At 52.8% G+C, this 26,773-nt stretch carries 19 protein-coding genes; 6 read left to right on the top strand and 13 right to left on the bottom strand.

What is annotated here, in order from left to right; translation table 11 throughout:
* Positions 1–258 precede the first annotated feature (258 nt).
* The 13 genes from P8N76_23525 to P8N76_23465 form a co-directional block, all read right to left on the bottom strand.
* A complete protein-coding gene (locus P8N76_23525) occupies positions 259–1,665 on the bottom strand; it encodes a neutral/alkaline non-lysosomal ceramidase N-terminal domain-containing protein (protein ID MDG2384660.1) in 1,407 nt (468 codons plus the stop codon).
* A 7-nt stretch (positions 1,666–1,672) separates the two neighbouring features.
* Positions 1,673–4,654 carry a HEAT repeat domain-containing protein gene (locus tag P8N76_23520; GenBank protein ID MDG2384659.1) on the bottom strand — a complete coding sequence of 994 codons (2,982 nt, stop codon included), beginning with the start codon at positions 4,652–4,654 and terminating at the stop codon, positions 1,673–1,675.
* 86 nt (positions 4,655–4,740) lie between these two features.
* Complete coding sequence (locus P8N76_23515; protein MDG2384658.1) at positions 4,741–5,679, bottom strand: hypothetical protein; 939 nt, start codon at positions 5,677–5,679, stop codon at positions 4,741–4,743.
* A gap of 28 nt (positions 5,680–5,707) precedes the next feature.
* Complete coding sequence (locus tag P8N76_23510) at positions 5,708–6,601, bottom strand: NAD(+)/NADH kinase (GenBank protein MDG2384657.1); 894 nt, start codon at positions 6,599–6,601, stop codon at positions 5,708–5,710.
* 49 nt (positions 6,602–6,650) lie between these two features.
* Positions 6,651–8,537: a 1-deoxy-D-xylulose-5-phosphate synthase gene (gene dxs / locus P8N76_23505; GenBank protein ID MDG2384656.1), complete on the bottom strand. Its 1,887-nt coding sequence runs from the start codon at positions 8,535–8,537 to the stop codon at positions 6,651–6,653.
* A gap of 4 nt (positions 8,538–8,541) precedes the next feature.
* Positions 8,542–9,441 (bottom strand): polyprenyl synthetase family protein, encoded by a 900-nt coding sequence (locus tag P8N76_23500; GenBank protein MDG2384655.1) that lies wholly within the window; start codon positions 9,439–9,441, stop codon positions 8,542–8,544.
* Positions 9,442–9,594: 153 nt separating this feature from the next.
* Positions 9,595–9,990 carry an exodeoxyribonuclease VII small subunit gene (xseB, locus tag P8N76_23495; protein MDG2384654.1) on the bottom strand — a complete coding sequence of 132 codons (396 nt, stop codon included), beginning with the start codon at positions 9,988–9,990 and terminating at the stop codon, positions 9,595–9,597.
* 29 nt (positions 9,991–10,019) lie between these two features.
* Complete coding sequence (gene xseA, locus P8N76_23490) at positions 10,020–11,282, bottom strand: exodeoxyribonuclease VII large subunit (GenBank protein ID MDG2384653.1); 1,263 nt, start codon at positions 11,280–11,282, stop codon at positions 10,020–10,022.
* Positions 11,283–11,361: 79 nt separating this feature from the next.
* Positions 11,362–12,153 (bottom strand): lysophospholipid acyltransferase family protein, encoded by a 792-nt coding sequence (locus tag P8N76_23485; GenBank protein MDG2384652.1) that lies wholly within the window; start codon positions 12,151–12,153, stop codon positions 11,362–11,364.
* A gap of 189 nt (positions 12,154–12,342) precedes the next feature.
* Positions 12,343–15,399, bottom strand: coding sequence for an AsmA-like C-terminal region-containing protein (locus tag P8N76_23480; GenBank protein ID MDG2384651.1), 3,057 nt, complete (start codon positions 15,397–15,399; stop codon positions 12,343–12,345).
* Between the two features lie 838 nt (positions 15,400–16,237).
* Entirely contained in the window at positions 16,238–17,815 is a 1,578-nt protein-coding gene (locus P8N76_23475; GenBank protein MDG2384650.1) for an MFS transporter, read from the bottom strand.
* A gap of 543 nt (positions 17,816–18,358) precedes the next feature.
* The gene (tilS, locus tag P8N76_23470; GenBank protein MDG2384649.1) at positions 18,359–19,390 is read right to left on the bottom strand and encodes a tRNA lysidine(34) synthetase TilS; all 1,032 of its coding nucleotides are present in this window, start codon (positions 19,388–19,390) and stop codon (positions 18,359–18,361) included.
* Positions 19,391–19,812: 422 nt separating this feature from the next.
* Positions 19,813–20,115, bottom strand: a complete 303-nt coding sequence (locus tag P8N76_23465; protein MDG2384648.1) for a hypothetical protein — start codon at positions 20,113–20,115, stop codon at positions 19,813–19,815.
* Positions 20,116–20,338: 223 nt separating this feature from the next.
* Here P8N76_23465 and rny point away from each other — a divergent pair, with 223 nt between their 5' ends.
* The 6 genes from rny (at position 20,339) to P8N76_23435 (ending at position 26,743) form a co-directional block, all read left to right on the top strand.
* The gene (rny, locus tag P8N76_23460; GenBank protein MDG2384647.1) at positions 20,339–21,892 is read left to right on the top strand and encodes a ribonuclease Y; all 1,554 of its coding nucleotides are present in this window, start codon (positions 20,339–20,341) and stop codon (positions 21,890–21,892) included.
* A gap of 46 nt (positions 21,893–21,938) precedes the next feature.
* Positions 21,939–22,739: a TIGR00282 family metallophosphoesterase gene (locus P8N76_23455; GenBank protein ID MDG2384646.1), complete on the top strand. Its 801-nt coding sequence runs from the start codon at positions 21,939–21,941 to the stop codon at positions 22,737–22,739.
* Between the two features lie 304 nt (positions 22,740–23,043).
* Positions 23,044–23,823 carry an alpha/beta hydrolase-fold protein gene (locus P8N76_23450; protein ID MDG2384645.1) on the top strand — a complete coding sequence of 260 codons (780 nt, stop codon included), beginning with the start codon at positions 23,044–23,046 and terminating at the stop codon, positions 23,821–23,823.
* A gap of 248 nt (positions 23,824–24,071) precedes the next feature.
* Positions 24,072–24,569 (top strand): hypothetical protein, encoded by a 498-nt coding sequence (locus P8N76_23445; protein ID MDG2384644.1) that lies wholly within the window; start codon positions 24,072–24,074, stop codon positions 24,567–24,569.
* 105 nt (positions 24,570–24,674) lie between these two features.
* The gene (locus tag P8N76_23440; protein MDG2384643.1) at positions 24,675–26,063 is read left to right on the top strand and encodes a hypothetical protein; all 1,389 of its coding nucleotides are present in this window, start codon (positions 24,675–24,677) and stop codon (positions 26,061–26,063) included.
* A gap of 26 nt (positions 26,064–26,089) precedes the next feature.
* Positions 26,090–26,743 (top strand): hypothetical protein, encoded by a 654-nt coding sequence (locus P8N76_23435; GenBank protein ID MDG2384642.1) that lies wholly within the window; start codon positions 26,090–26,092, stop codon positions 26,741–26,743.
* Positions 26,744–26,773 lie beyond the last annotated feature (30 nt).

Raw genomic sequence — 26,773 nt, 5'->3', positions numbered from 1 at the left:
TTTTATCGAGTCAGGAGCTTGGAACTGCGTGGATCAACGTTTCGCAAATGGAGTCTGTGGATGCGCCTGCAGGCAGTTGAAGCTGTTTCCATGTAACCAATTGGTCGTCTCGCGATGCGCGAACTGATCCTCCCGACGGCGTGGCTTACTTTTTTAACTTGCTGCTGGCTCCATTTAGACGGTTTTGTCTCCGATCTGGCTCCGAAGCGAGTGGTGGGCAGTTGAGGCGGAGAGGGGCGTCACAGGCCTGTTTCACCATCAAGGCTTTTGCTTGGGAGTTGCGTCTTTTAACTGACGATCGATCTCGGCATGGATTACGTCCTCAACAGAACTGTGCCAACGGGTTGGCAAACCGTAATACATCATTGCACCGGCGCCTTCGTATCCACCTTCGAGCCAAACTCGCTTGGATGGGATATAGGCCATGACGTCATTGGTGTAACCGGCGATCCAAGCTCCAGGAAATCGTGTCTTCGTTTTTATTGCAAAGTCAACAACCACTTCGCCACCCAGTAGTACGAATCTCACTTGATCCCCCAGTTTCCAATGCGCGATCGGATAGGGGTAGGTTTGGGGTAGTGGATGGCCCTGCCTCATGTTTTGCAACAAGGTTCGTGCGCGTGCCGCCAGATACCGATTTTTCGACGTTGCTTCGTCCTCGAGTTCTTTTTCAGTGGGCAATTCGTCGAACGGTAAGTCGATTTCTTCATAAGTTGTTTCCAGCTTACCTGCCACTTTTGATAATGGACCATTGACTGCGCTGATGACGCTTTTTGCCAAAGTGGTTCCATACTCTTTAGCGAGTTCGACTGAGCGACGAGGGAGCGGATTTTGGTCTGCGCCACAACCTGCCCAAAACATGGCGACACAATTGGGATAAGCGGCTTCAATTTCGATTTGTGCAAAACCGGGATAGTCACCGGACCATTCGTATGAACTGAGGACTGTTGCGTGGCAGGCGTAGCCAAAGACAATTGCTTTTTGCTGCTCTCCGTCCCGAATCGATAAAACGGGAACCGCATGGTCGACCGGTCCGACCAATTGATTTTCCGTTCTCAGTCGTGGTACATCTTGCTCGGGATTGTTGCGGCGATTTACTGCGAAGTTCGCTCGGCCTTCACCCCAAAAGAGATCGACCTGTCTGAGATCCGCGATTGATTGCCCAACGAGGCTAACAATCGTTTGCTCTAAATAGTCTGCATAGCCGTCGATCTGCTGCTGTTGCTTGGCCGTTAGCATTTCAAAATGCATAGGACGCAAGTTTTTTGCGACAACCGGGCCGGTGTGAGTGTGGGAGCAACAGATGGCAATCTGCTCACGGCGCAGTCCATAACGACGACTCAATTGGTTGCAAATGGATTGCGATAATGCTCGATCAATACCGATTAAGTCGAGCGAAATTAGCGCCGCTTGTTGGCCGTCATCATCACGTAGAACCAAGACTTTCGCCCACAGCTCCGTCAGCTTGCCTGTCGCTGGTTTGTCTCGACTGGCATAGCCAGCCATCCAGATCGGTTCGCTGGGGGTAATCGCTTTCCGTGCAACGCCCGCTTGCCATGCGGCGGGACTTTCTTGCGGCAGCCAGCAGCAAATGATCGTTGCCAGCAAAAATCCGATTCCGTGTCGGACCGTTTTGAGAGGTAGCTGCTTTTCGATGATGTTCATATCTTATTTACTTGAGTGACATCAAAAAGGAAATGAGATCGGTCATGCCCTGCGGGTCGATTTCTTTTTCGAAGCCTTCGGGCATCAGCGATCGCCCTGTACTTCGCAGCTCTTCAAGATCCACCCGCAGTAGGGTGTCTGAATTTTCTTGATCGCGACGTATGGTGACCGAGGTGGCCGTTTCATCAGTGAGCATTCCTGAAAGAACGCGTCCGTCTTGTGTCGTCACCGTGTAGGACAAATATTGAGGGTTCACTTCTTGATTGGGGAGGATGACATTCGTCAGGATTGCCTGCCTGCCACGATTTTTCATTGCCGCCAGATTCGGCCCAATTTCGAAGCCGGTGTCATCTGCCTTATGGCAGCGGGCGCAGTGTTGCGAAAACAGTTTTTTGCCACGGTGCGGATCACCCGTTTGCTGCAAGGCGGCTTGATACTGTTTGAGAAGTTTGTGCCGGTCCGCACTCGTAGCGGTAGAGACCGTTAATTGATTCAATCGAGCGAGAATCGGCGAGTTATCCTTGAGGAGAGATTTCCAACGAGGTAGGTCGATGTCGCCGCTGGCGATGCGTCCAGACTCGAACGCCTCAAGCAATTGCTCCTGCCAACTTGTTCGTGTCATCAGTTTGTCGGAAACTTGACGGCGCAATTGGGGGCTACAGGTTGGCCAGGCTTCAATGAGAATGTTGGCCACGGTGGGGTGATTGAATTGAGTTAGTGTATTGACGGCAGCCAGCTGCACACGAAGATCTTCGGACGGTGAAATCAGCTCGGTGAGCAACGGTGTCTGATCAACCAATTGGCCCAGTGATAGTCGCTCGATGGCAGCGACGCGTTGGGCAGATGTTTGGTTGGTATCCTGCGCGAATTGCCGCGCCTCTGTCAGCATCTGCTCACGAATCTGGAGCCAGACACCGGTGGTCATTGTTCGGGCCAGTTCACTTTCGGCAGGTGGATTGAGGTTTGCTAGAATCGTGGCTGCCAGACCGTCATTTTCGCGTTGGAGTCGTTGTAGCAATTGCTCTAATTCGTGAATGTCACCCGCCGTTTGTTGACGAGCAATTTGTGTTACCAATTGTTGGATCAGGGGTAAGTTGTTTGATTGCTGACACCAGCTTCGGTCTTTGGCCAAGTGGGCAAGCATCGCTCCACAGCCCGAACCGAGTGAGCTCTGAATCGCAGCTCGCATGTAGCGAGACTTGGCATCTTGTTTCGCCAATTCGCTTAACGGTTGAATTCGATCTGCGACGCCGATTCTGCCCAGACTAAAAGCCAGTTGATATCGGACAAGTAGCGACGGGTCGTCCGTCATCGCACAAAGTTTGCTGGTCAGCCTTGAGGAGGTTGGAAGTAGCTCTTCTGTCAACTGGACCGCGTGCCGGCGGACTTGCGGGTGCGGGTCGGATAAAGCCTGGTGCAGCAGCGTTGGGCTGATCTGTTTCGCACTTTTTAAAGAGCGTAAGGCACGAATCCGACCTTCCGGATGCGCGGCTTTTGTGACAAGACGTTTCAGGATCGGAACGGCCGAATTATAGTTGCGTTCCCAGAGCAACCGCGCGGCGGTCTCACGATGCCAGCCGTTAGGATGGTCAAGCAATTCGGCTAATTGTGGATTGCTTAAGTTACCTAGTTTGGCCGGCGACTCTTGAGAAAAACTTTCGGGGATAATTCGATAAATACGACCGCGTTCACGACCGCTGGTCAGATCAAGATGGCGCTTGATGACTGGTGGTAGCGATTTGGGATGTTCAATCACTTCGCGATACATGTCGACGACATAGAGTGCTCCGTCGGGGCCATTTGCCAGTTGAACCGGACGGAACCAGATGTCGGTAGAGGTCAAGAACTCGTCACCTTCATCAATGCGATTGGCTTGATAGGAAATTCCTGTTCGATGTAGTTTTTTGCGATGAATTAGATTGCTGCCAACATCGCAGACAAACGCCAAGTCATATTCGTCGTGCGGCCAGGCGTCCCCACGATAAATCGTAACACCGGTGGCGCCGGTGAAGTATCCGGCTGCTGTGCCACCCCCCTCCACCGGGCCCGGCACGTCCCCTGCGACGCGCAGTCGCGTTCTGACGACACGCCATGGCTCGACGGGGCTGGCGCGAAAAACGTTGGCCTGCGGGCCATCTGATGCGATGCTTTGTCGGGTAGGTGGAGGTGCGAGGAACGGATTGCGTTTGATGTAATGGTCTTCGAAACAAATGAACTGGATGTGATCACTGTTGGAGCAAACAAAACGTTCTCCCCAACCATTGAACGACATGCCGTGCTGAGCGCCGCCGCTGATGGGCGTAAGTCGTTCCGTGCGAGGGTCAAAGGCGAAGTCGCGACCGCGAAGATTAATTGGCGCCGCGTTCGTGCGTTGGATGGTCGCGCCGCTGCTGCTTGTGGCGCCGTAGAGACGTTGGTCCAGTCCCCACTTAAACGTGTTTAGCAGGCCCTGTACATTGGTGCGACCGAATCCATCAAAGACAATTCGAGATTCATCTGCTCGTCCGTCGCCATCTTGGTCCTTGTAGTACCAAATATGCGGCGCTGCGGCGACGAAAATGCCACCGTCGTAACAGGCGATGGCCGTCGGCCAGGATAAGCCATCGACGTAGGTCGTGCTATGATCGAATTGTCCATCGCCATCTTGGTCTTCCAGTCGACGGATCCGGCCAATCTGTAGTTTTTCGTCCTCGGAATATCCTCGCATTTCAACCACGTACAGGCGCCCATTCTCATCAAACGCGATCGCGACGGGATCGGTGACAAGAGGTTCGCTGGCAACTTGTTCGATCTTGAATCCGGACTGCAGCCGAAAACTCTTGATAGCTTCGGCTGGCTCGAGCGGTTGGATGCGTGGCAGCTCCTCGGAAAAATCGGGAGCCTGTCCGCAGCAGTTTCCAGCAGGAAGCGACGACAGGATGAAGGTTGCCATGAGGCAGACGGAAAATCCTGGCACAACGGTGAGATAGTAGAAGGTGTGGCGTAGCATTCTAAAGATTGTACCATTGAATGCCGATGGATTCTCGCCGTACTCTCGGACCTGCTTTTTTTGTTTTTTTCCGCTTTTCGTCCAATCTATTTCTGGCGACGGCCATTCGTGTCAGACTTTTTGGCGGTGCGGTCCGAATCGACCAAAGTTTCTGTCGAACGCGCCAGATACTTCATGTTGCTTTCGGGGCCGCTAAAACCGACGACCGCTTCATCCCAGTCCAGTTGTTTAGAGATCAGTCGGCCAGCATCCAGGTCAAAACGAAGCTGACCTTGAGAAATTCTTTGCACTAACTGTGATCTTACTCTTGGGTTGTTGACGGGAGTCAAGATCTGTGTCTTGACGGAGATTGTCGCAACGCCAGTTTCCACCTTTTCTAACGCATAGAGTTGCCGTGTCTTGATGGTCTTGATGCGTTTGTCTTCGAGCCGAACTTTGATCTCCAGCGGTTGACTCCACTTGTAGCCGACTTTTATTTCTTGACGTGGCAGAGGGATTGATAGTCCTCCGAGGCCAAATTCCGGGTGAACCACGTTGTCGCTTCTGGAAACGATTTTTCCGTGAGCATCCATGGTGATTGTGCTGAGTGGAATGCCGATCGTTTTTTTGACTTGTTGGAACTCCGGAGGCGGCACTTCATCTGTTGCGCTGTTGTATCGCACAGCTTCGCGCCCAGCGACCTCGGACCACATGTCGACATCGTCAATGATGTGGACGAATTGCATGTGACCTTCGGCAGTCGGTTTTTTGACATGGATCGAACGCGTCGATTTGGTGCGAAGCTTGGTTTTCTGATTGTTGCCGGTGATTGTCGTATCGACAGTCGCAAGGTGTTCAATTGAATATTGAATCACCTCCTCTGCAGCATATTTATACTGCAGCAGATAGCTCTCGTTGGTCAGCTCTTCTTTGGCAGCGCGAAGTTCGTCTGCAATACTGGAATCGCCGTCGGCAAGAACGTGAAGCGGAGACGAAAGAAACGTCAAACAAAACAATGTGATCGCGACGAAGTTGAGTGACTTCATTTTTTGCATCCATGCGAAAGGCTGACGGTTAGTCGTCCTGGACGAGTTGAATCCGTCCGCCCCAACCAAGTTTGTTGCGAAGCGTACGGTAGTAGCTGTGGCCGGAAACTTCGATCAGTTGGAATTGAGGTTCGGCGCGACGCACGATGACTCGATCTCTCGGTGTCAAAACTTGGAGCATCTCGCCGTCAACAACAACTGAAGTGTCAGCGTTTGGTTCCTTCACAACCATTTCGTACACACGGTCCGCCGTGTCCACCACGGGGCGAACAGTCAGTGTGTGTGGGCTAATGGGCGAGACCACAAAAGCCTGCAGGTTCTTTCTGAGGATGGGACCGCCTGCAGAAAGGCTGTGAGCCGTTGAACCCACTGGCGTACTAATGATCAAGCCGTCGCAACTATAAGTCGTCACCAATTCTGCGTCAACGTAAAGATCGACGTCCATGATTGAGTAAGGTGGACCCCCCAGAACGGCCACTTCATTGAGGCCGAGGCGATCGATAATCGGTTGACCATCCCGTTCGACACGGCATGCCAGCATCAGGTGGTCGATGACGCTAAATTTTCCGGCACACACATCTGCAAAAACTTTGATGAGCGCGTCAACTGACAAGTCTGCCAGGAAGCCTAGTTTGCCAAGATTGACTCCAAGCACGGGCCGTTGACGAATGCCCATCTGTCGAGCCGACCGCAGAATGGTGCCGTCGCCTCCCAGAACCAAGGCAAAGTCGGCTTCAATCGATTTTAAATCTTGCTGAAAAGTGAAGTCTTCGAGCACAATCGTGGCATGTTCGGCCAGAATCGGGCGGATTCGACTCAAAGCGGCTTTGACTGAAGACTGGTCAGAACCCAACAGCATTACGGATGGACGGCGATTGGCAGCAGCCAAGGCGTTGCTCGGTTCTTGACGCGATTCATTCATGATTGCCGGATCCTCGGTGAGACGAATTTTTTTCGACAACGCCGGCAGGTTAGGTCTGAAGTTGCCCGGTTAATTCTTGGCAGGTTTGCACGATCCCAGCGACATCTAACCCCAATTCAGCTAGCAATTCATCTCGCTGGCCGTGTTCGACAAAACGATCCGGGATGCCGAGTCGTCTTACGTGACGGGTGTCGAGAGCTTCATCCGCAGCGGTTTCCAGTACGGCGCTGCCAAAGCCACCCGCCAAGGCTCCCTCTTCGACGGTGACCACGAACGGACATTCCTCAAGTGCTTGCTTGATCAGATTCCGATCAATCGGTTTGACGAAACGAGCGTTGACGACGCCCACATCGATACCGTGGAGAGCCAGTTCGTCGCGTGCCAATAAGCAGTCATTCAGAGGCGTTCCACAGCAAATGATCACGCCATCAGATCCCCAGTGAAGGATTTCCGCTCGCCCCAGTTCGACCGGTGCACGTTCGAGCACGATGGTCGTTGCGGATGTCTTGGGATAGCGCAGCGAACAGGGCGAATCGTGTTTCAAGGCGAAGTCGAGCATGGAAGTGAGGTCAGAGGAGTCGCCCGGAGCCATCACAACAAGATTTGGGAACAGACGCATGTAGCCGATATCGAAGACGCCATGATGGGTTGGTCCATCCGGTCCTGTCAGTCCAGCTCGGTCGAGCATGAAAGTAACGGGAAGATCTTGGAGCGCAACTTCTTGGAAAATCTGGTCGTAGCTTCTCTGTAGGAATGTGCTGTAGATATCGACGATTGGTCGCAGGCCGGCTTTCGCCTGTCCGGCGGCAAAGGCGACCGCATGCGACTCGCAGATACCCACATCGAAAAAACGATCGGGGAATTGATCGCGAACCGGTTCAAGCTTGTTGCCCTGGCACATCGCGGCAGTCATCACGGTCACCCGCGGATTCTTTTGCATTTGTTCGAGAATTGCATCACGAGCAAAGTTCGTGTAGGCCGGAACGGCCGAACTGGGCTTAGGAATTGCTTGGCCGTTCTCCTGACGGAAGGCTGGCGGCGTGTGAAAGAATACTGGATCTTCTTCTGCCGGTTTGAAGCCGTGTCCCTTATCGGTCACGATGTGTAGCAGCACGGGCCCTTGAATGTCACGAATCATGTTCATGTATTTTCGAAGCAACACAATGTTGTGTCCGTCGATCGGGCCAATGTAGTTGAAGCCCAGATCTTCGAAAAGCATACCGCCGTGTAATCCCGCTTTGGCGGCTTCCTTGATCTGTGCCAAGAAACGTTCGGCCGGATCACCGAACACTGGCACCTTGTTCAACACTCGCACGACTTCGGATTTGAGTCCCGTGTAGAAAGGATTGGTTCTCAAACGATCAAGATAATCGGCCATGCCACCCACGCGCGGGCAGATCGACATTTTATTATCATTGAGCACGACGAGCAGTTTTTCTTTATGAGTGCTCGCGTTGTTCATGGCTTCAAAAACGATGCCTGACGGAAAGGCACCATCGCCAATCACAGCCACGGAATGGCGACCCTGTTGCCCCATTAGCTGATCGCCGCTGCGAAGTCCCAGAGCGGTCGATACACTGCAGCCGGCGTGTCCCGTCATGAACAAGTCATATTCGCTTTCGTGCGGGTTGGGGTAGCCCATGAGGCCGCCGCGGGTGCGCATCGAATCGAACTGGTGGAAACGACCGGTCACCAGCTTGTGCGGGTAGATTTGATGGCCCGTATCCCAGATCAGTCGATCGGAACGAAAGTCGAAGCTGGAATGAAGTGCAACGCAAAGTTCCACCACTCCGAGGTTCGACGCAAAGTGGGCGGTTCGATCCGATACGAGATCGCAGAGAACCTCACGGATTTCAACGGCAAGCTGATTGAGTTGTGCATTTGAGAGTTGATGGAGGTCGAAGCCTGATTCAATCGTGGGTAGTATCTTCTGCATCGGTTCAATGGTTCCTCTGCACAACAAAGTTGGCGAGCGCCTCCAAGCGGCTCGCATGCAGCCTCAGAGGTGCTAAATCTGAAATTGCTTCGTGAACCAGCGTATTGGCACGTTGCTGGCTCTCTTTGACGCCAAGCAAACTAGGGTAGGTCAGTTTACCGCGATCTGAGTCCTGTCCGGCGCGTTTTCCCATCTTTTCCTCTTCGCCGACTTGGTCGAGTAGATCGTCCACAATTTGAAACGCCAACCCCAATTTAGTTCCATACGCGGTTAACCCCTGTAATTGTTCGTCAGTCGCATTGGCGGTCATGGCACCCATACGGAGCGACGAGGTGAGCATTGCTCCCGTTTTTCGCCGGTGAATACTGATCAGGTGATCGAGATCACCGTCTGGGAGTGTTTCGGCATTCAGGTCGTCCGCTTGTCCTCCCACCATCTGCGTGCCGCCGGCGGCGACGGCTAGTTCCGCACAGCACCAATTTGCGGCTTCGACCGGCTTTTGATGAACCGCAAGAATTTCGAACGCCCGTGTTAACAAGGCGTCACCAGCCAAGATGGCTGTTGCTTCATCAAAAGCTTTGTGACAGGTCGGACGGCCACGACGTAAGTCATCGTCGTCCATCGCGGGCAAGTCGTCGTGGATTAGTGAGTAGGTGTGGACCATTTCGATGGCACAGGCGGCAGGCATCGCTCCCTCGTAACGGGAACCGCATGCTTCTGCTGCGTATAACACCATGAGTGGCCTGAGACGCTTGCCCGGTGCCATTAAGCTGTAGTGAATTGCTTGTTGTAAACGCTCGGGACAGCCGTCCCCCAAGCTGCCGAACTGCTCGAGCTGTTCATTGACTCGATCTCGTAATCGGGATGCATTTTGCAAGAATTCGTCTGTCGTGATGTCCGACATGGGGAGTCTCGTTGTCCTACTGCAACTGGAAATGAGGTGGTTGGGGTAAACTACCCAAAAACTGTTTTTCAGCTTCCAAGGCACTTTCCGTGTGCCTTCCTACCAGTTCCTTTCCGCCAATATTTGGCCGCGAGTCGAGCTGCCGCCCCCATTCTAGAAAAGCCCGGGCGAGCCGTCTATGTTACCCTCTGACACAGAACCGGTATCTTGAGCTTTGGATTTGCTTTTTTTACGAGTTCTCCGCGTACCTCGCGCTGCCGCTTTTTCCTCTAGGGTCATCGCTGACTCCTCGAACGGTTCGGTGACCGCCGTGCCGTCCTCTGCCATTTCACTCAATAGTTCTACTCGCCGTTCTGCTTTGGCCAGCTCCTGATAGCACTGTTTTAGATGCTGAACTCCGTCCTCGTACTGTTGGAGTGATTCGGCGAGCCCCAATTCTCCTTGCTCAAGTTGTTGAACGATCTGCTGTAATTGAAGCAGGCATTCCTCGAAGCTGAGTTCGGGTTGCTTGGGCTTTGATTTTCGTTTGGCTTTTGTGGTTTTGCTCATAATTAGCTGGGGAAAACGATTAATTGGCGTTATTTACTTGGGGCATTATCAACAGCGGCTTCCATGGATGTGACACGACTCGTGACCGCCCCGTGGCCCAATCGGGTGTAGAGAACATCACCTTCCTTGAGCTCGCTAGTTTCACGGATCAATCTACCGTCGTCGGCTCGTTGAGTCAGGCTATAGCCACGACTGAGAACGGCAAGCGGACTCAGGGCGTCGAGTTGTTGCGAAAAGTGGCCCAATTGCTCTCGCGTCTTTGATAATTTGGATTCTAATCCGCGCGACATGCGATCGGACAATTCGTCAACGCGTTGCGTGAGGTCAATGATCGGCTGTTCTGGTCGCATTAACGCGGGACGGGATGCAAGCCCGTCGAGGCGTGCTTTGAGTGTTTGAAAACGCAAGCTCATGCAGCCGTTCATGCGATCGAGCAGGTTGTGCAATTCAGCGGCGACATCCGCACTGGATGGCACGACGCGCTCACCCGCTTCGGTGGGAGTGAGTGCGCGGACGTCGGCCACGAGATCTGCCAACGTTACGTCAATTTCGTGCCCAATGGCAGAGACAACCGGAACCGTGGCAGCAAAGATTTCCCGAACAACGGCTTCCTCGTTGAAGCTCCATAGATCTTCGAGGCTGCCACCACCTCGGGTGACAACGAGGACGTCCGGCCGCGGTCGCAATTCTTGACTGATGCGAATCGCATTGACGATTTCATCGGAAGCACCCTCGCCTTGAACCCGTGTCGGGACGACCGTGACATGGCTGCCAGGCCAACGCCGTTTCACAACTTCCATAAAGTCTCGCACCGCTGCACCCGTGGGACTGGTGACGACCGCAATATGTCGCGGAAATCGGGGCAGGGCTCTCTTGTTGACTTGTTCGAACAAACCCTCGGCAGCCAACCGGTCTCGCAATTTTTGCAATGCCAGTTGGAGTGTGCCTAGGCCCTGAGGTTCGATCTTGCGAATGATCAATTGGTAAGTGCCACGTGGCGGATAAACGTCGACCTGTCCCTGGCAGAGCACTTGCATGCCATCTTGCAGATCAAAGCCCAAGCGGCTGGCAGTCGCTCTCCACATTACGGCCTTGAGTTGCCCCTGGTCATCCTTCAATGACAGATAAATGTGTCCAGACTGAGGGCGTGCTAGATCAGTGACTTCGCCGCTGACCCACACACTGGGAAACGAACCCTGCAGACAGTCACGGATTTGCGAATTTAGCGCGGAGACCGTGATGATCTGACGGGAATCTGCGGAATCCGAGGTTGGAAACAAAGATGAGTTCATGATTTAAGAATACGAAACCAAGCCGTCGCCTGCCACAGGGGGCGTTCCATCCAAGCGGTCGAACCGTTGGTTGGGCCTGCTAGGCGGCTTTTGATTTTGCCTCATACAGCCGATTGTTACGCAAGGAAACGGAGGCGGTTCCAATTCGGCCGTGATGCTTGGCCGACGCCGGCCGAGCGTGAATTGGTTGTTGTCCTTGCATGCGTCGTCCGGAGGCAGCCCATACTTCGGCATCCTTGGTCAAACCTTGCAGCAATCGCTCGACTCGTTGACGGTAATGTTCCAGTCCTGCACGATCCAAATTAGCCGGGATTTGTAAGCGAGGGCTGACTAGAATACGCGCCCGTGAGTAGGGGCGGGGGATTGCGAATTGGTCCCAGGTTGGCATTCGCCAAGGGCGATCAAAACCGACTGCATAGGTGATTAATGGGATCTGTAATTTTGACGAGAGGTAAACCGGTCCCTGGGCCAATTTCCGCCGAGGACCTCGGGGCCCGTCACAGGCGATACCGACGTTGCACGTCCCTTGACTCCGTATCAACTCGAGTAGTGCTTTGGCGCCGCCTCGGTTCGTTGACCCGCGAACGGTGACAAAACCCAAGTGCCGAGCCGCTTCGGAGAGCCATTCTGCGTCACGATGGCGGCTCGTTAATATTGCCGAATTAGTCCGCCCTCGCAAAAAAAACGGAGCCAGTAAACATTCATGCCAGAAGGCGACGATGACCGGACCGTGGAAATCGTCTCGGACTGGATCCACTGTCGGGTCATAGAGAATACCTTGGATATCGAGACTATTCATCCATGTTCGCACCGCTGCGGAAGCCAGTAAACCGCCAAGCTTGGTGGTGAATGATTTTTTGCCCGTTGTCATTCGAGTGACCTTAATCGAAAACAAGGATGAGAGGGCGACCGCTAGCATCCTTGCGCGGCCTACCAAGCAGTCCGTTTAATGCTTTCGACCATTCAACGCAATACCGTCTGAGTAAATGTCGACTCGCTGATCAGCCAACACTGCACGAGCCAAAACGGGGATGGGATCAGGTTGAAGCCAACCGATTGGTCATTTCCATCGTCCGAGAATGCTTGGACTGGCCGACGTGCGGGATTCCTGCGTTGGGGCGATCTGTTCCGGGAACAATTGTTGCAGCGTTTCATTCAGGCCCGGCAGTACCTCTTGTCTTGTGACGGGATTGTCAAGCGTGCCATCAACATGGATTTGCAGGAATTGGCGACTGGCTTCGCCCAAGAAGGGTCGTACGATTGGGCTCCAAAGCTGTTCGCGGCCGACGATACTGTAGAAGTCGAGATTTAGTTTGCGTTCTAGACTCATTTCGCCAATGCCCTTCAAGGTGATGGCATCACCGCTCAGGTCGAAACGATCGAAGTAAACGTAGCCGTTACTAATACGATATGCGATATCGCTGTTCGTGAAGGCGGTGTTGTCTGACTTTCCTGAACTCATGCGGCTAAGCACCGCTAAGACGATAGGCAGTTCGTACATGTTGGCATCTCGAAGTTGTAGAGAGCCTTGTCCATTGAAAGTATGTTTTCCGCGAGTGGAGCCAGTCATGACCAGTTCAGCAAAGGCTTTTCCTGAGAGATTACCAGATCCGATTTGCAGATCACGTCCCATGGTTGCGACGTCGGCGCTGTTGATTTGAATGCGGGTGGCAAAATTCGCATGCTCTGCCAGCGTCACTTCGAGATCGGCAGCGATGCGGCCGCCATACAATTTGGCGAGCAAAGGTTGGCTGGGAGCTTGGCGATCGGCTGGCGGCACACGTCGACCGATTGCGAGCCGAGTTGAGTCGAGCCAAATCGGTCCTTGAAGCTCAGTCAGCTGAATGTTGCGACAGAGCATCGAATCAATGTTCACGACTCCGCGTGACCAAAATTGCTGTCCCAGTCCGCTACCTCGCAGGTTGATCTCGCCAAAAATATTCGTCAAAGGCTGTCCTGCATGCAGACTCGCTTGTTCCAATTGCAGGGCGACGTCCCAGCTGGATTCGAGCGGTGCGTCCCCATGTTTCTTGGCGAAGATTACCGCGCCATGGATAGCGAACAGGCCATTGGCACCAATCTGATTGATTGCGCTGGACGCGCGTTTGGGCAGTGCATGGGTCAGGTCGTTGTCCAGTTGGAGATTGTCGACGGCAACATCAGTCAGGTTGATTTGCCAGGCGCCCGTGGCCGAAGTGGTTCCACTTAGATTAGCTCGCAACGTTGTATCGTTGTGTTTGGCAACAAGTCGTTGCACGGTAAGCTCTCCGTCACGCCAGTGGGCGAGTCCGCTGACATCTCCCATGCGGTAAGGAAACCAAGTCGGTTGAATGGCTAACTCTTGTCGTTGCTCGGGGCGATTCTTTGTCGAACGTTGTAACGCGTTGATGTCGAGAGAAATGTCAGGGGAACGATCCGACATTCGTAGTTGGATTTTGAGCTCTTCCAGTGCTCCATGCGGTCGGAGGCCGTCCCAGACTTGTTGAGCGTTGGGCCGCAAGGCTCGTTTGAGCTCGTTGTCAAGTGTGACATTGTTTGCGAAAAAATCGAGCTTAAGCGGTCGGTCGGTCAAAGCGGCGTCCCAACCGCCTTGGCATCGAATTTCACATCCGTCGTTCCAGCCTTTGAATTCTTCCTCGATTTTCCAGTTCCCATTCTTAAGAACAATGCGACCGCGAATGTCACTGATCGGATAAGGAAACATCTCATAGTTGATCCAGCCCTCATTGAGCGCCACGATTAAATGAGGTTTGGGGGCCGGCAGCGAGGGGTCTTCCCGCTCCAAGCGAATCCAAAAGCCCACATTGCCTCTCAGCTGTAACTTGTGGGCGAATTGTTGCGCTTTGGGGGGCAGCGCTCGAATCAACATGTCGTCAATCGGTTTCCAGCCTCGCGTGCTGATTTCGCAATAGCCAAGCGATTGCGGTCCCGGATTACGCATCGATCCATTAATTGTAATGGGAGTTGTTCCGGCGAGCCCTTCGAGATTGAAACCGAAAACGCCATCACGAAATTTCGCATGGCCTTGGCAATTAGTGATCGGATATCGGTATTTGTAATGAGTCAGCTTGAGGTTGTGGCATGTTACGTCCGCATCATAATCCGTGGTGCGGCCGTCGTGGGTGATCTGGATTTGGCCACTCACCGTTCCAATTGGCTGATATTTCTCCCACGTTGCTTGAAGTGATTGGGGTAACGCTTCGATTAATCGTCGTGTCACCGGGAATTCTTTTGCTGTTAACGAAAATGCATAGGGGTGTTGGAAGTCGAATCCGTTAATGTGCAGTTCGGTCCGAATCCGACCTTCACCTAAACTTGCTGACAGTCGACGAACGACCACGCCTTGATTGTTGACTTGAAATTCCCCCGTCACGTTGGTAACCGGTTGGGGGAGACGAGGTGGATGCCATTGGCCTTGTGTCACAATCCCGTCAAGCTCAAATTGGGGCGGCGCGTTTGCAGATGCTCTCGATACATGAAAGGTAACCTGAGCCTCGGCTCGCAGCCCGGATTGGATTTCCTCGCTCATAGCGAATGGTAAGGTGGTCGCCAGTTCCGGTGACCATTCGATTTCCTGCATGTTGCCCGAAACTTGCCAACCTCCATGCGCGGTTGTTGCCGCACCTTCAAGCTCGATATGACGACAAAATGGAGTCGCCAACTTACCCGAGAACATCGCAATCACATGTTCGGTGGGCTGTTGCAGATCATCCAACACTCGAGTGAGGTTCACCTGTAAATCGACGTTTTCGCATTTGATCGTGGGTTGCGACCGTGAAAGATCGGTGACTTCGATGGTGCCATTCACGATTGTCAACGTCGGCAGTTTAATCTGTTCAGGATTGAAACGCGGTAGCGGCAAAAGCTTGGAGAGATTCCAGCTTTGGTCTCGCTCACGAATTAACTGCGCTGACAAGCCGTCGACGGTGACGTTCTGGACGCTAATACGACCTTGTAATAGGTCATCCAATGCCGGGTCGCATTGAACCTTGATCTGATCGACAAAAATCAAAGAGGATAGCTCACCCGAATCAGGATGCGGCTGCGAGATGGAAAACTTGCGGATCAGAATGCCCTGATTGGAAATCAGTTCCGTGGAGCCGATGCTGATCGACATGCCAGGGTAGTGATCGTTGAGCTTTTTGAGCAAATGGGCTCGCAGCTCATCTTCGCCATAGTGGTAGAGGTACAGCGCACCAAGAACTGCAGCGGCAAGCCCGATGAGCGCTAGCCACGAAAGAATTGACCAACAGAATCGTATTAATCGCCCAATGATGGGTCGGTTCCTTGGTGGTGGAATGTGGTTGTCAGTGTGTTCCGTCGTGATTCAATGTCCTTGATTCACGACAAATTGGCGGGGGATGGTAATTGGAGAGAGACCGAGACGTCAAGACGGCCTGGAGTGATGTCTCAGCATTGATAGCGTCCGCTGGACGGCCGAAGCGATCAATTACGGTGGCAATTCATCGAGTCGGGGACCAACTTGGCCGGATCGAAAAAAATGGGCGCAAACTTAGCCGGGGAAAGGGACGCAAAAAAAGTCGCTCTCCGTGGGGATGGCTTAGGGGCATCTTGTTTGCCACTGCTGTTGATGTTTGAGCATCTTCTTGCTCGATCGAGCTTGGTTGATCACCCTCCACCGATTTGAAGTAGAGTGCTAGCGATAGGGAGCATGATTGCCATTTCTGTCAGAATCATTGCATCCGAACGGAGTGTCATGCGATCGAGCGTGAAGCCGAGCGAATTGCAGTTGGTTGGAACGGCACAAAACACTCACCCCAATGGGTCACATTGCGAGTGACAGTCGGGTGCTTTCAAAAGATGAGTTCTCATAACTGAATTTGGTGGTCAGAAAAAAAAAGGGACTCCGCATGGGAGTCCCTTGAGTTGATGAAAGGTGCCAGCCTTTTTCAAGCTTTCCAGATTGGAAACGAATGAATCGGGCAGACTCTTCATTAATGTCCGTCGCTGAGGGACACTGGCTTATAGCCCCCCTTTGATTTGAAGTAGAACCAAATCAGGATGTAGCAGAACAACATGATCAGCGGAAAAATCACCATGCTGGCAAGTGCTTTTTGTCCACTTCCAGCGCTGGCCTTTTCGATTTCTTCTTTGAGCTTGGCTCGATCTGCATCGGGTGCCTTGCTGACTACCAACTCATCAACTTTTTCTAAATCCAGAGTTTTGTATTTGATAATCTCGTAGATGCGTTTTTCGGTCAGTACATCGCCCTCTTTGACGTTTTGGATGTACGGTTTAACCGCCTCGAATTCTTTGTCGGTTTGAAGCGCGCCGATGAGGGGAAAGCCGAGGGTGCCGACAGCCAGCATTCCGATTCCTGAAATCGCATTCAGGGTCAAGGCGCCGCCTCGAGGTGTTTGCTCCGAGACAATACCGAGCATGGTCGGCCAAAAGAAGGTTTTTCCGAGGGCGTACAACGTTGCTGCTGCGAAAACGATTGCGACTCCTTCTGCGATAGAAAGAGACCACAGGCCTGCGATTGCCAAGACGCAACTAACCATCAAGAGTCCCAGGGCAGAAAGATTGTGCACGATGGGACCGGCGAAGAAGCGTAAAACCATCATGATGAATGATGTGTAAACCAAAATCCACCCAGCGTGGAATGTCACCGCATTCGTCATAATACCCGAGATCCAGCCATCGGTGCCGATTTCGGTCGTCGCCAGAGGCATCATGATCAGAATCAAAACAAACATCAGAGGACGGCCAAGACTCTTCGTGTACACGCCGAAAGACACAACCATGGCGACACCAATCCCGATGAAAATCGCTTTGTTTCCGTCTGGGAAAAAGTCCATGAGTTGGAGCGTCACCAAGAAGCCCACAACGGCAGCTCCTAAGATGCCGAATTCGGAGAGCATTTCCTTATAGCTAATACCCGCTGCAACACGTTCTTGTTTGGGGAATTGGACTTTGATCAGCATGATGAAATAAATCACTGCTGGAATGGCGATCGTCGCCAGCTTGTATTTCCATTCAAGATCCATCGATTCCATCACAATGGTCAGGACACCTGCGACGACTAAGCCTCCGGGCCATCCTGCGTGCAGGATGTTCAACCATTTGGTTTTGTCTTTATCGAACATTGTGGCAACGACAGGGTTAATAAACGCCTCAACGGTTCCGTTGCCCAACGCGAGAATCAGTCCACCCCAATAGATGAGAAGTTTGGCTCTTTCTGGATCGGAGTCGAGTGTTGACAGCGCGAAAACGCCCATCACTGCCCAGATAAACTGACAGATGAAGGCGAACACCATGGAGAACTTGTAGCCGACCTTGTCGATGATCAGGCTGAAAATGATGATACTCAAAGCAAAGGGCCAAACTTGAATCCCCTTGTAGGCACCGACTTGTGCGGGATCGAGTCCTAGCGTTTCGATAATCGCTGGGTCATCCAATAGAAACATCCGGGTAATGAATCCGAATGCTGTTGTAATAAGTGCAATGAAGCAGCCCCAAAACAAAAACATGTTTGTTTCTTGTTCGGTCTGGTTCGCGTTTGTATCTGACATGCTTGGTTACCTATTTTTAATAAAGCAGTGGAAGCGGGCTCCGAAAATCTCAGTCGAATGGTTGGTGTAAGAGTTGTTGAGTCGCCCAAAGGTGATTTGAATTCTGCCAAACAGTATTCTGCCAAACAGTACATCGATCAAAACCATACATCTTGTCTACAATCATGCCGCCGACAATGATCTCAAGACAAGAAGACCGGTGAAGCCGGCACACCGCTCATCTGTCCGAGCTGAGATACGGTGAATAGCAACGAATTCGGCGTGTATCAATCGGTACGCATTCGGTGCGGTGATTTCAGCTTGACCTTGAACCATCTTTAAAGACCTTGATTCCTCCGTGATATGGGCCATGGCAGATTGAAACTGAACGGGTTGAAAAGCGACCGCCATCTAGCCAGGCCGTAGGCCGTCTCGTCGAACCTCTGATTCGACAAGGTATGGATTTCGCTTTGGTTGGGTGCAGCCGCCTTCACAGTACCCCTTCGCACGATAAAGCCGCATAGTATACCGCGATGGCATATCGTGTAAACCAAAATTGGGCAACTAACGAGTTGCCGTGAGCCGCAGCAAATTCTCGATACGCTGTCCAGAAATCCCCCCCGGAAACTGGCAGAAGCTGGTGGAACCGCTCGAACTGGAGAGATCGGCCAATTGTTGCCAGTGACGAAACTGCATGGATTGCAAGGGCCACCCCTGGCGTTGCCAGAGGCAAACAAAGCATTCTCGCCGCAAATGGTCTGAGATTGATTCAAAATAGGCGGTATTAAGGGTGGTTTCGTTTGAGGCAATCTTTTCTGTGGCCGCATCGAGTAGGTCCGCTGCGATTTGGTGCAGGGTAGATTGGGCCTCCTCGGCGATTTGCGCCAATCGAAGCAGCGCGGATCGGACTTCGGGATTAAATTCTCGTTCCAATTGAGGCAGCAGATTCAAGCGAATGCGATTGCGCGTAAAGCAGGTTTCGAGGTTGGCCTCGTCGAACTGTGGTTCTTCTCCTAAATCACTCAGGTACTCCAGGATGTCGGATCGTTGCATTGACAATAGCGGTCGGATGAGCGTGACCGCCTCGTGGATCACTCGAACTCGAGGAATGCCTGCAAGCCCCGCCAATCCGGTTCCGCGCAGGATGTGATGAAGAACGGTTTCGATTCGATCATCCGCCGTGTGGCCGGTGGTAATGAAGCGGGCCCCCAGCTTTTTGGCCGTGGTGGTTAAAAAACGATAGCGAAGTTGGCGGGCTGCCGACTCGATACCTTCTCCCGATCGATGCTGCTCAAACTCGCTTGGATCGGCAAGGCCAACCACGCATTGGATTTGCAGCTTGCGGCAGCAAGCCTCCACAAAATATTGGTCTGCAAGGGAAGCCTCCCCGCGGAGTTGATGGTTGAAATGGGCTGCGAAAAGGCGTTCTCGGTGTGGCTGTAGTTGCGAAATTCCATGCAAAAGTGCCGTACTGTCGGGGCCGCCCGAGACGGCAATAATCACGTTCGAGTTATTCCAGTTTGCCGGTGGCCAATCGGCTTTGAGTCGCTCGGCAAAGTGGTGATTGACCGTTTCACTTGAATCGTCAGCAGACATGGGGTAACCGAGTTTGGGGGCCGAGGAGCCCGTTACGAGGGATTTGCATCTTTCGCCGTGGTAAGGCTCCTTGTCCACGAAGTCAAGAACGCTCCGAGTGATTGGGTCGGCTGATGGCCATTTTCACGGCTCGCCGTTGGAATTAATCGATTAAATCTTTTAGGGGGTTTACCTAGGAAAGGCGGTTGATGCGGTAGTGGTTCGTTTTCTTTTCTGCCGCGCCGGTGGGTCTGGTGCCGATTGTGTAAGGAAGCCGAGATTAACGGTTGAGCCCTCTTCGGCTGTTAAAAAACGTATCGACAAGCGACCCGCCGCGTTGCAGATCACCCCCGCTTTGTTACGATAGTAGCTCTGGGGGTTGAGGTGTTCGTTCGTTTCAACCTCTTTGAGACTACAGAATTAGTAACAGTCGATCGTCGCGGTTAGCGGGTGATCGGACGGTTCAGCAACGACATGGAAACATGATCGGGAAACAAGCCTTGAACCAACAAACGTTGATTGAACGTTGTGTGATTTTGTTGTGCGTCTGGTTGATCCAGTCCCTGTGCCGATGCTGCCTCTTGGTGGTCAAGACGTTGGAGCACAGCCGGTGGCTGCTGAAAGATCTTTTGTACGACAGCCTTGGGGATTGCCATTATCTTTTTGGTTGCGTCCGTCGCCAGCTTGAATGGCGGTGGATGTTGGTGTTCCCATTGGCTCCATCGTTTTGGCCTCAAAAAGTTCATTGGAACATCGTTGGCTTGCGCGCACACCCTGCGCGATTATGGATAACACACACGCGGTATTTGCGTTAATTGTTGGGCTCGTTCTCCGTCAAAGTCTCGCTGAATCCGTCGCGATTTTCTTCTTCGCACGGGCTTGTTGTTCGCTCAATTATCTGGGCAGCGGCTTCTCCGCGTTCGATCATGACTTCAGACATATCCTGATAATTGGAGAAGGAGAAGGGTGATGCATCCCGTCGTAGTCGGAGCGATCAGCAGTGTGGTCGGAGCGACGCTCGCTTTTCTGTTCGTGAAACTCCTTGATCGTTTACGAAGGAGAGATGCCGAGTCGGAAGCTCAATTGATTTTGGGTAGCGCACGTGTCGAAGCAACAAATCGCATGAAGGAGGCGGAGCTGGAGATCAAGGAGGCAAGTATTCAGCAAAAAGCCGATATGGATAGCGAGTTGAACAAGAGCCGCGACCAATTGCGTGATCGAGAACGCTCGCTTGACAAACGGCAGGAAGCCACGGAGCAGCAGACCGAGCATCTCCGCAAGCAGGAGCGGATCGTCGAGGCGACCCAACGCCGCCTAACGGAAAAGATTAACGATACCGATAAACGCAATAACGATTTAGGAAAGTTGTTGGACTTGCAGCGACAAACGTTGCATGAGCTAAGTGGTTTGAATCGCGACGAGGCGACCGGTCGCCTGTTGGAAATGCTTGAGAAAGAGCTGCAACAGGAAACGGGTGCCATCATTATGCGTCACCAAAAAAAGGTGGAGGAAACCTGTCGCGAGAAAGCCCGCGAACTGCTGATCACCACGCTGCAACGTTATGCCGCAGCTCATACGGCCGAATCGACCACCAGTAGCGTGGATATTCCCAACGATGAAATGAAGGGACGCATCATCGGACGAGAAGGCCGTAATATCCGATCTTTTGAAAAAGAGACGGGTGTTGATGTGATCATCGATGATACCCCCGGTGTGGTGATCGTAAGTGCCTTTGATCCTGTGCGACGTGAAATCGCACGTCAATCATTGATCAAACTGATTGCGGATGGTCGGATTCATCCCTCCAGAATTGAAGAGGTTGTTGCTGAAACGACCAAAGAAATTGAGCAGTACATCGAGAAGCAGGGGGAAGAGGCGGCACATGAGGCCGATGTACATGGTTTGAATCCGCGCATCGTGAGCATGCTTGGCCGACTTTGTTTTCGCACAAGTTACAGCCAAAACGTGCTGCGGCATTCGATCGAAGTTGCCTTCTTGGCCGGCATGCTCGCTGAAATGGTCGGACTTGATGGCCAAATCGCTCGTCGTTGTGGTTTGTTGCACGACATCGGGAAAGCGGCAGATCATGAGATGGAAGGTGGACATCCGAAGATTGGTGCCGATTTGCTCAAGCGGTCGGGCGAAGGTCCGGAGGTCGTGCATGCTGCCTTGGGACATCATGATGAGATCGTTGTTGAACACCCCTACACGGTGCTTGTTGCAACTGCCGATGCTTGCAGTGCTTCACGACCGGGGGCTCGACGTGAAACGTTGGAAAGATACATCAAACGTATGGAAGAATTGGAGTCGATCGCGAACGAGTTTAGCGGTGTTGACCAAGCGTTTGCCATTCAAGCGGGACGTGAGTTGCGCGTCATTGCCAATGCAAGGGAGACAAGTGACGAGGCGGCGTCCAAAATCTCCCACGATATCGCGAAAGCTTTCGAAGAACGTTTGACCTATCCTGGAGAAATCAAGATTACCGTTGTGCGTGAATCAAGGTTCACTGAGATTGCTCGTTAATTGCTAATTGTTCTGTCGAAAAAGATCTGCAAAGAGAGACATCCACGTGCGAATTCTGCACATCGGGGATATCGTTGGGAAACCTGGACGCAAAATTGTTTCTCAATGCCTCCCGATTTTGAAGCAACGCGAAGAGCTCGACCTTGTAATCGCTAACGGTGAAAATGCCTCCGGTGGTTCCGGGATCACTCCGCAGATCTATCGTGAACTCATCGACGCCGGTGTTGATTGCATCACTCTCGGCGATCACATCTATCGCCGCCGAGAAATCATGACGATTCTCGAAGCGGACGAACCCATTGTGAAGCCGGCAAACTTTCCGGCGACTGCTCCAGGAAAAAACTGGACGACGGCCACCGGTCGCAATGGTGTGCAAATCGCCGTCTTTAGCCTGCTAGGACGCGTCTTTATGCGGCCTGTAGATTGTCCCTGGACAGCTGCTGACCGAGTTTTGGAGGAGATTCCCACTGAGATTAAGATTCGCTGGCTCGACTTTCATGCGGAAGCGACGAGCGACATGCAGCTGATGGGCCGATATCTTGACGGTCGCGTCACGGCCGTTCTCGGGACCCATACCCATGTGCCGACAGCCGATGAGCAGATCTTGAAAAACGGAACGGCATTTCAGTGTGACATCGGGATGACAGGACCGCACGACAGTATTCTCGGCCGACGCGTTGATCGTGTGCAAGAGACGACGCTTTCCTTTCGGCCAACCCATTTTGAAGTTGCCTCCCACGACCTGCGCCTGAATGGCACGATTGTCGATGCGTGCGAGGAAACGGGAGTGGCGAAATCAATCCAACGGGTTGCTGTGACCGAAGCGATCTTGAAGAGTTGGCAGTAAAGTAAAGGGTCCGCTCTAACTCGAATTGTAATCGCGGCTAGCAATGCCAGCGTTAGATTGTGGGGATCGGTCCACTCCGACCACGCCGCATTGACAGACACGCGGCGATTGGGGTAGAGTCCACACCCGTTCGGCGGCTGAAAGGCGAGCTTACAAAACGTGTGCCAAGAATTGGTCGCGGAACAAAGTGGGATCACGCAGTGATCCTCGGAGGCTCTCACCAGGATTGCTCACCACACCGTGGATACGAGCGTCTCGTGAGCATCTTTGGCAGTTCGAGAAAGACAAAGGTCGATCGAATTCGATGAATCGCATACAGATGCTTGATCAGGATTTAAACACCAACTCTTTATCCACAAATCGAACTTCCACGACGGGATCGAATTCGAAGCAAGCTGTCGAACACAGCTTTTTCGTGCCCCTGCACTATGAGCCCAACTATGCTTATCCCTTAGTCGTCTGGTTGCATGGACCGAGTGACGGGCATCGGCAACTCAAGCAGGTGATGCCGCATATTAGTATGCGCAATTATGTTGGTGTCGCGCCCGGATGGCCTCCAGCGAAAGCTGCGGAGCAGGGCGAGTCTGAGTTTGCCTCGGTATGGTCGCAGGATGCCCATGGCATCGTGGAAACCATGTCGCGTGTTCACGAGTGTGTTCAATTGGCGAAAAATCGTTTCAACATCGCTCCCAAACGGGTCTTCCTGGCCGGTTTCGATTGTGGGGGAACGATGGCGATTCGCTTGGGATTGGCGGCACCGAACCGGTTTGCTGGAGTGGCTTCCTTGGGAGGGCCCGTTCCCACCGGAAATAATCCGCTCTCGAATTTGCTTCAAGCACGCAGCTTGCCTATGCTGATCGGCTATGGTCGTGAAAGTGAGCAGTATCCGGTCAGTCAGATCTGTGAAGAGCTGCGCTTGTTTCATATTGCAGGGCTCTCTTTGAACCTGAGACAGTATCCCTGTGGTCATGAATTGACGACTCAGATGCTGAGCGATCTAGATGCTTGGATGATGCAGATTGTCACGGGAGTCGACAGCTGCTCGGAGTCAGCACCCGAATATCTCCGCTTCGAAGAAAACTGATTCTTCGGTTTTACAGCCGCGTTACGATCTGCTAATGCGGATGCTCCGTTTCCACTTTGACCGGTGTTCTCGATCGCATCGGTTGATTTACCTCGCCATTCTTGTCAATGTCATCCGCGTTGCCTTGGCGTTAGTGGATGAAAGGGGGTTTCAGAACGCGTTGACACGTTTGTCCATTGGCGTTACAAATTGCCCGCTTTTGTCTCAATTCAGGTGCGAGTTGTACCGTAAGACGAGGAGTTGAAACGTTGAACCAGATTCCATTTCGTGCGTCCGTGATCCGACCCCCAGTCGATACCGTTTCGAGTTTGTCGCGCCCCGAGGACAGTCCGGTTGAGATAAACGTCCGTGAAATGGTGCAGCGCGCTTGTCAAGCCTTCGAGGCTCGGATGAAGCAGCAACGTATCGAGTCGATTGTCGATGTGGACGCTGAACTCCGAGCGATCGTGAGTCCGCAGCTTACCCAGGAGATTCTCGCACATCTGATTGAGGACAGTTTGAATGCGATGCCCGAAGGCGGGCAGTTGGATGTGATTGCGGTGATTGGTTCGATCGGTATTGAGATTGAGGTATCGGATTCGAGTTTTGCGTTTGGAGGCGGCGTCAATCAGCCGTCTCAGCTAAAAACATGGCAAGGGATCGCCGCACGATCTGGCTTGCAAATTGACACGATGTCGTGTCCCCAAGGTGGTCTCGCTCGTACCTTACTGTTGCCTTGGCCGAATCGTTCACGTGCTGCTGCCTGACGTTGTTGGGTTGCTTGGATGATTAAGGGAGCATTTTGTAGATGCGGAATCCTCAGGATGTTGACTTGTTTTGTTTGTCATTTTGAATGATCGGTAGCGTTGAGTATGAATACGCGGATCGATGAGTGGCGACGACAAACGGTGTTTTGGTCGTCCAAATTCAGCGAAATTTCGGCTGGTTGGCGAGTTGCGATCTTGGTTGTCGTCATCGTTACGGGGGTGACTGTACTTGGTTCCTCGCGATACGGCTCTCCAGCGAAAACCGAAGTGTTGTACCAGACTCGCAATCTGTCGACTCAGGAGCTGGATCGGATGACCGCAGCTTTTGCGAAAGCAAAACTTAGCGGCTATTCGATGCTGGATGGAAACATACATGTCCCGACGGGACAAGCCGATCGGTTTTTGCAAGCGCTTGCCGATAACTCGGCATACCCAAGGGCTTTTGATCACAAAGATGCAGCGATCCAATCGACGGGATTATTAGAACGAGAATCTGAACGTCGCAGTAAACTGTTGCGGGCTTTGGAGCAGGATTTGGCCTTCGCAATTCGGACGATGCCTGAAATCGATGACGCATATGTCCATTATGATGAGATCGAGGAACGCGGATTGAAACGCTCTCGGATCACCACCGCATCGGTATGTATTTTGCCAAAGTCATCTCCTCAGGGTGCCAAAGAAGTATTAAGTCGGCCTCAGGTACTTTCGATTCGCAGGATGGTCGCGTCGGCACGTGCCGGGATGGTGATCGATGATGTGAATCTCACTGTTTTGGGCTCGGGCCGGTCCTATGGCGGCGGGGCAGTGGATCTTGATGAATCTGCAGATCTGTTGCTGTTACGCGCTCAAGAGATGGAAGAAGCCCTCACAGCCAAGGTTCGTAAGGTGCTGCGGATGGTACCGCAGGCGGAAGTGGTTGTTGGTTTGCAATTGCCAGAGAAAGCTCCCGCTTCGGCCGAGCTTTTGGATTTGAGCTCTTTTGGGCAGGTGGCCATCTCGGTGATTGTCCCCAGGAGTTATTACGCTTCCTTGTTTGCCAAGCGACAACGTGAGGATTCGCCGGGTGAGTGGACGTTGGCTTCGGTGACTGCCGACGCTGACGAGCGAATTCGGACGGCGATTCTGGGCGCCATGCCCGATGAGCATCGTCAGCTGAACGTGACCGTGACAACCTTCGACGATCTTCAAACTGCCAGTTCCGTTTCGACGAGGCAGAGGCTCAGCAGTCGACTGAGAAATTGGTCGGCAGCCGTAGCGTTGATCATTGCTGCTTTAGGAGTGCTGATTGTTCAATTGATCAGTCGCAAGCAGGCCGCGGTAGCGACAGCCCATCGGATCTACCCATCGACGGGTGAGTCAAACGACGCCGGAGAGGTGGTGCCAAATGAGTTAGACGAGGATGCGGCTTTGCGCGAGACGCTTACCGATCTGGTACGAGAAGATCCGGATCATGCCGCCCGGGTTCTCAATCAATGGATTGCAAAAGCAGGGTGAAACTTTTGAGCGATCAGGTGGAAACGATGCGAAAAGCCGCTGTTTTGGTAGCCAGTCTGGATCGAGATGTGGCAGATGCCTTGTTGGAACAGATGGATGATTCTCAGGCGGAGTTGATTCGCAACGCCATCATGGGGATCTCTGATGTCGGCCCCCAGGAGGAGTTGGCTGCGATTCGAGAATTTTTGGGGCAGCAGGGGCAGTTGCAGTATCGTGAAATTCCTGTGGAGACCAACGTCGTTGGGCAGCATGCTATCGGAAGCGAGGCTCCCAGTGAATCGACTCTCGACCGTGCATCGGACCGACTTATTGCCGATTGTTTGTGTGACGAATTGCCGCAAGCGATCGCCGTTGCACTCTCGCAACTATCCACTCGACGCGCTTCAGAGGTGGTCGCTCACTTGCCTGCAAGCGTCCAAACACAGGTTCTCGAACGACTCGTCGAACTCGAGCCAACCGCCATATTGGAGCTCAATGATGTGCGCGAGGAATTTAAGCGTTGGTTAAATCAGCAAATTGAACGTTCGATCCATCGAGCCGAGGTGGCTCAACGGTTGGCCACGATCCTCGACGTCACGAATTCTCCGACACGAGAACGAATTCTCGATAACGTGGCCAACAGCGATGCTCGATTGGCCAAAGAGCTACGGCATCGGGTCGCAGGGGTTATCGAACACTAGCCCAACCGACAAGTTCGTGACGATTAGCAT

The organism is Pirellulaceae bacterium (genome assembly GCA_029243025.1).
In the GTDB taxonomy this organism is placed as follows: Bacteria; Planctomycetota; Planctomycetia; order Pirellulales; family Pirellulaceae.
This window is presented reverse-complemented; position numbering and strand designations above follow the sequence as displayed.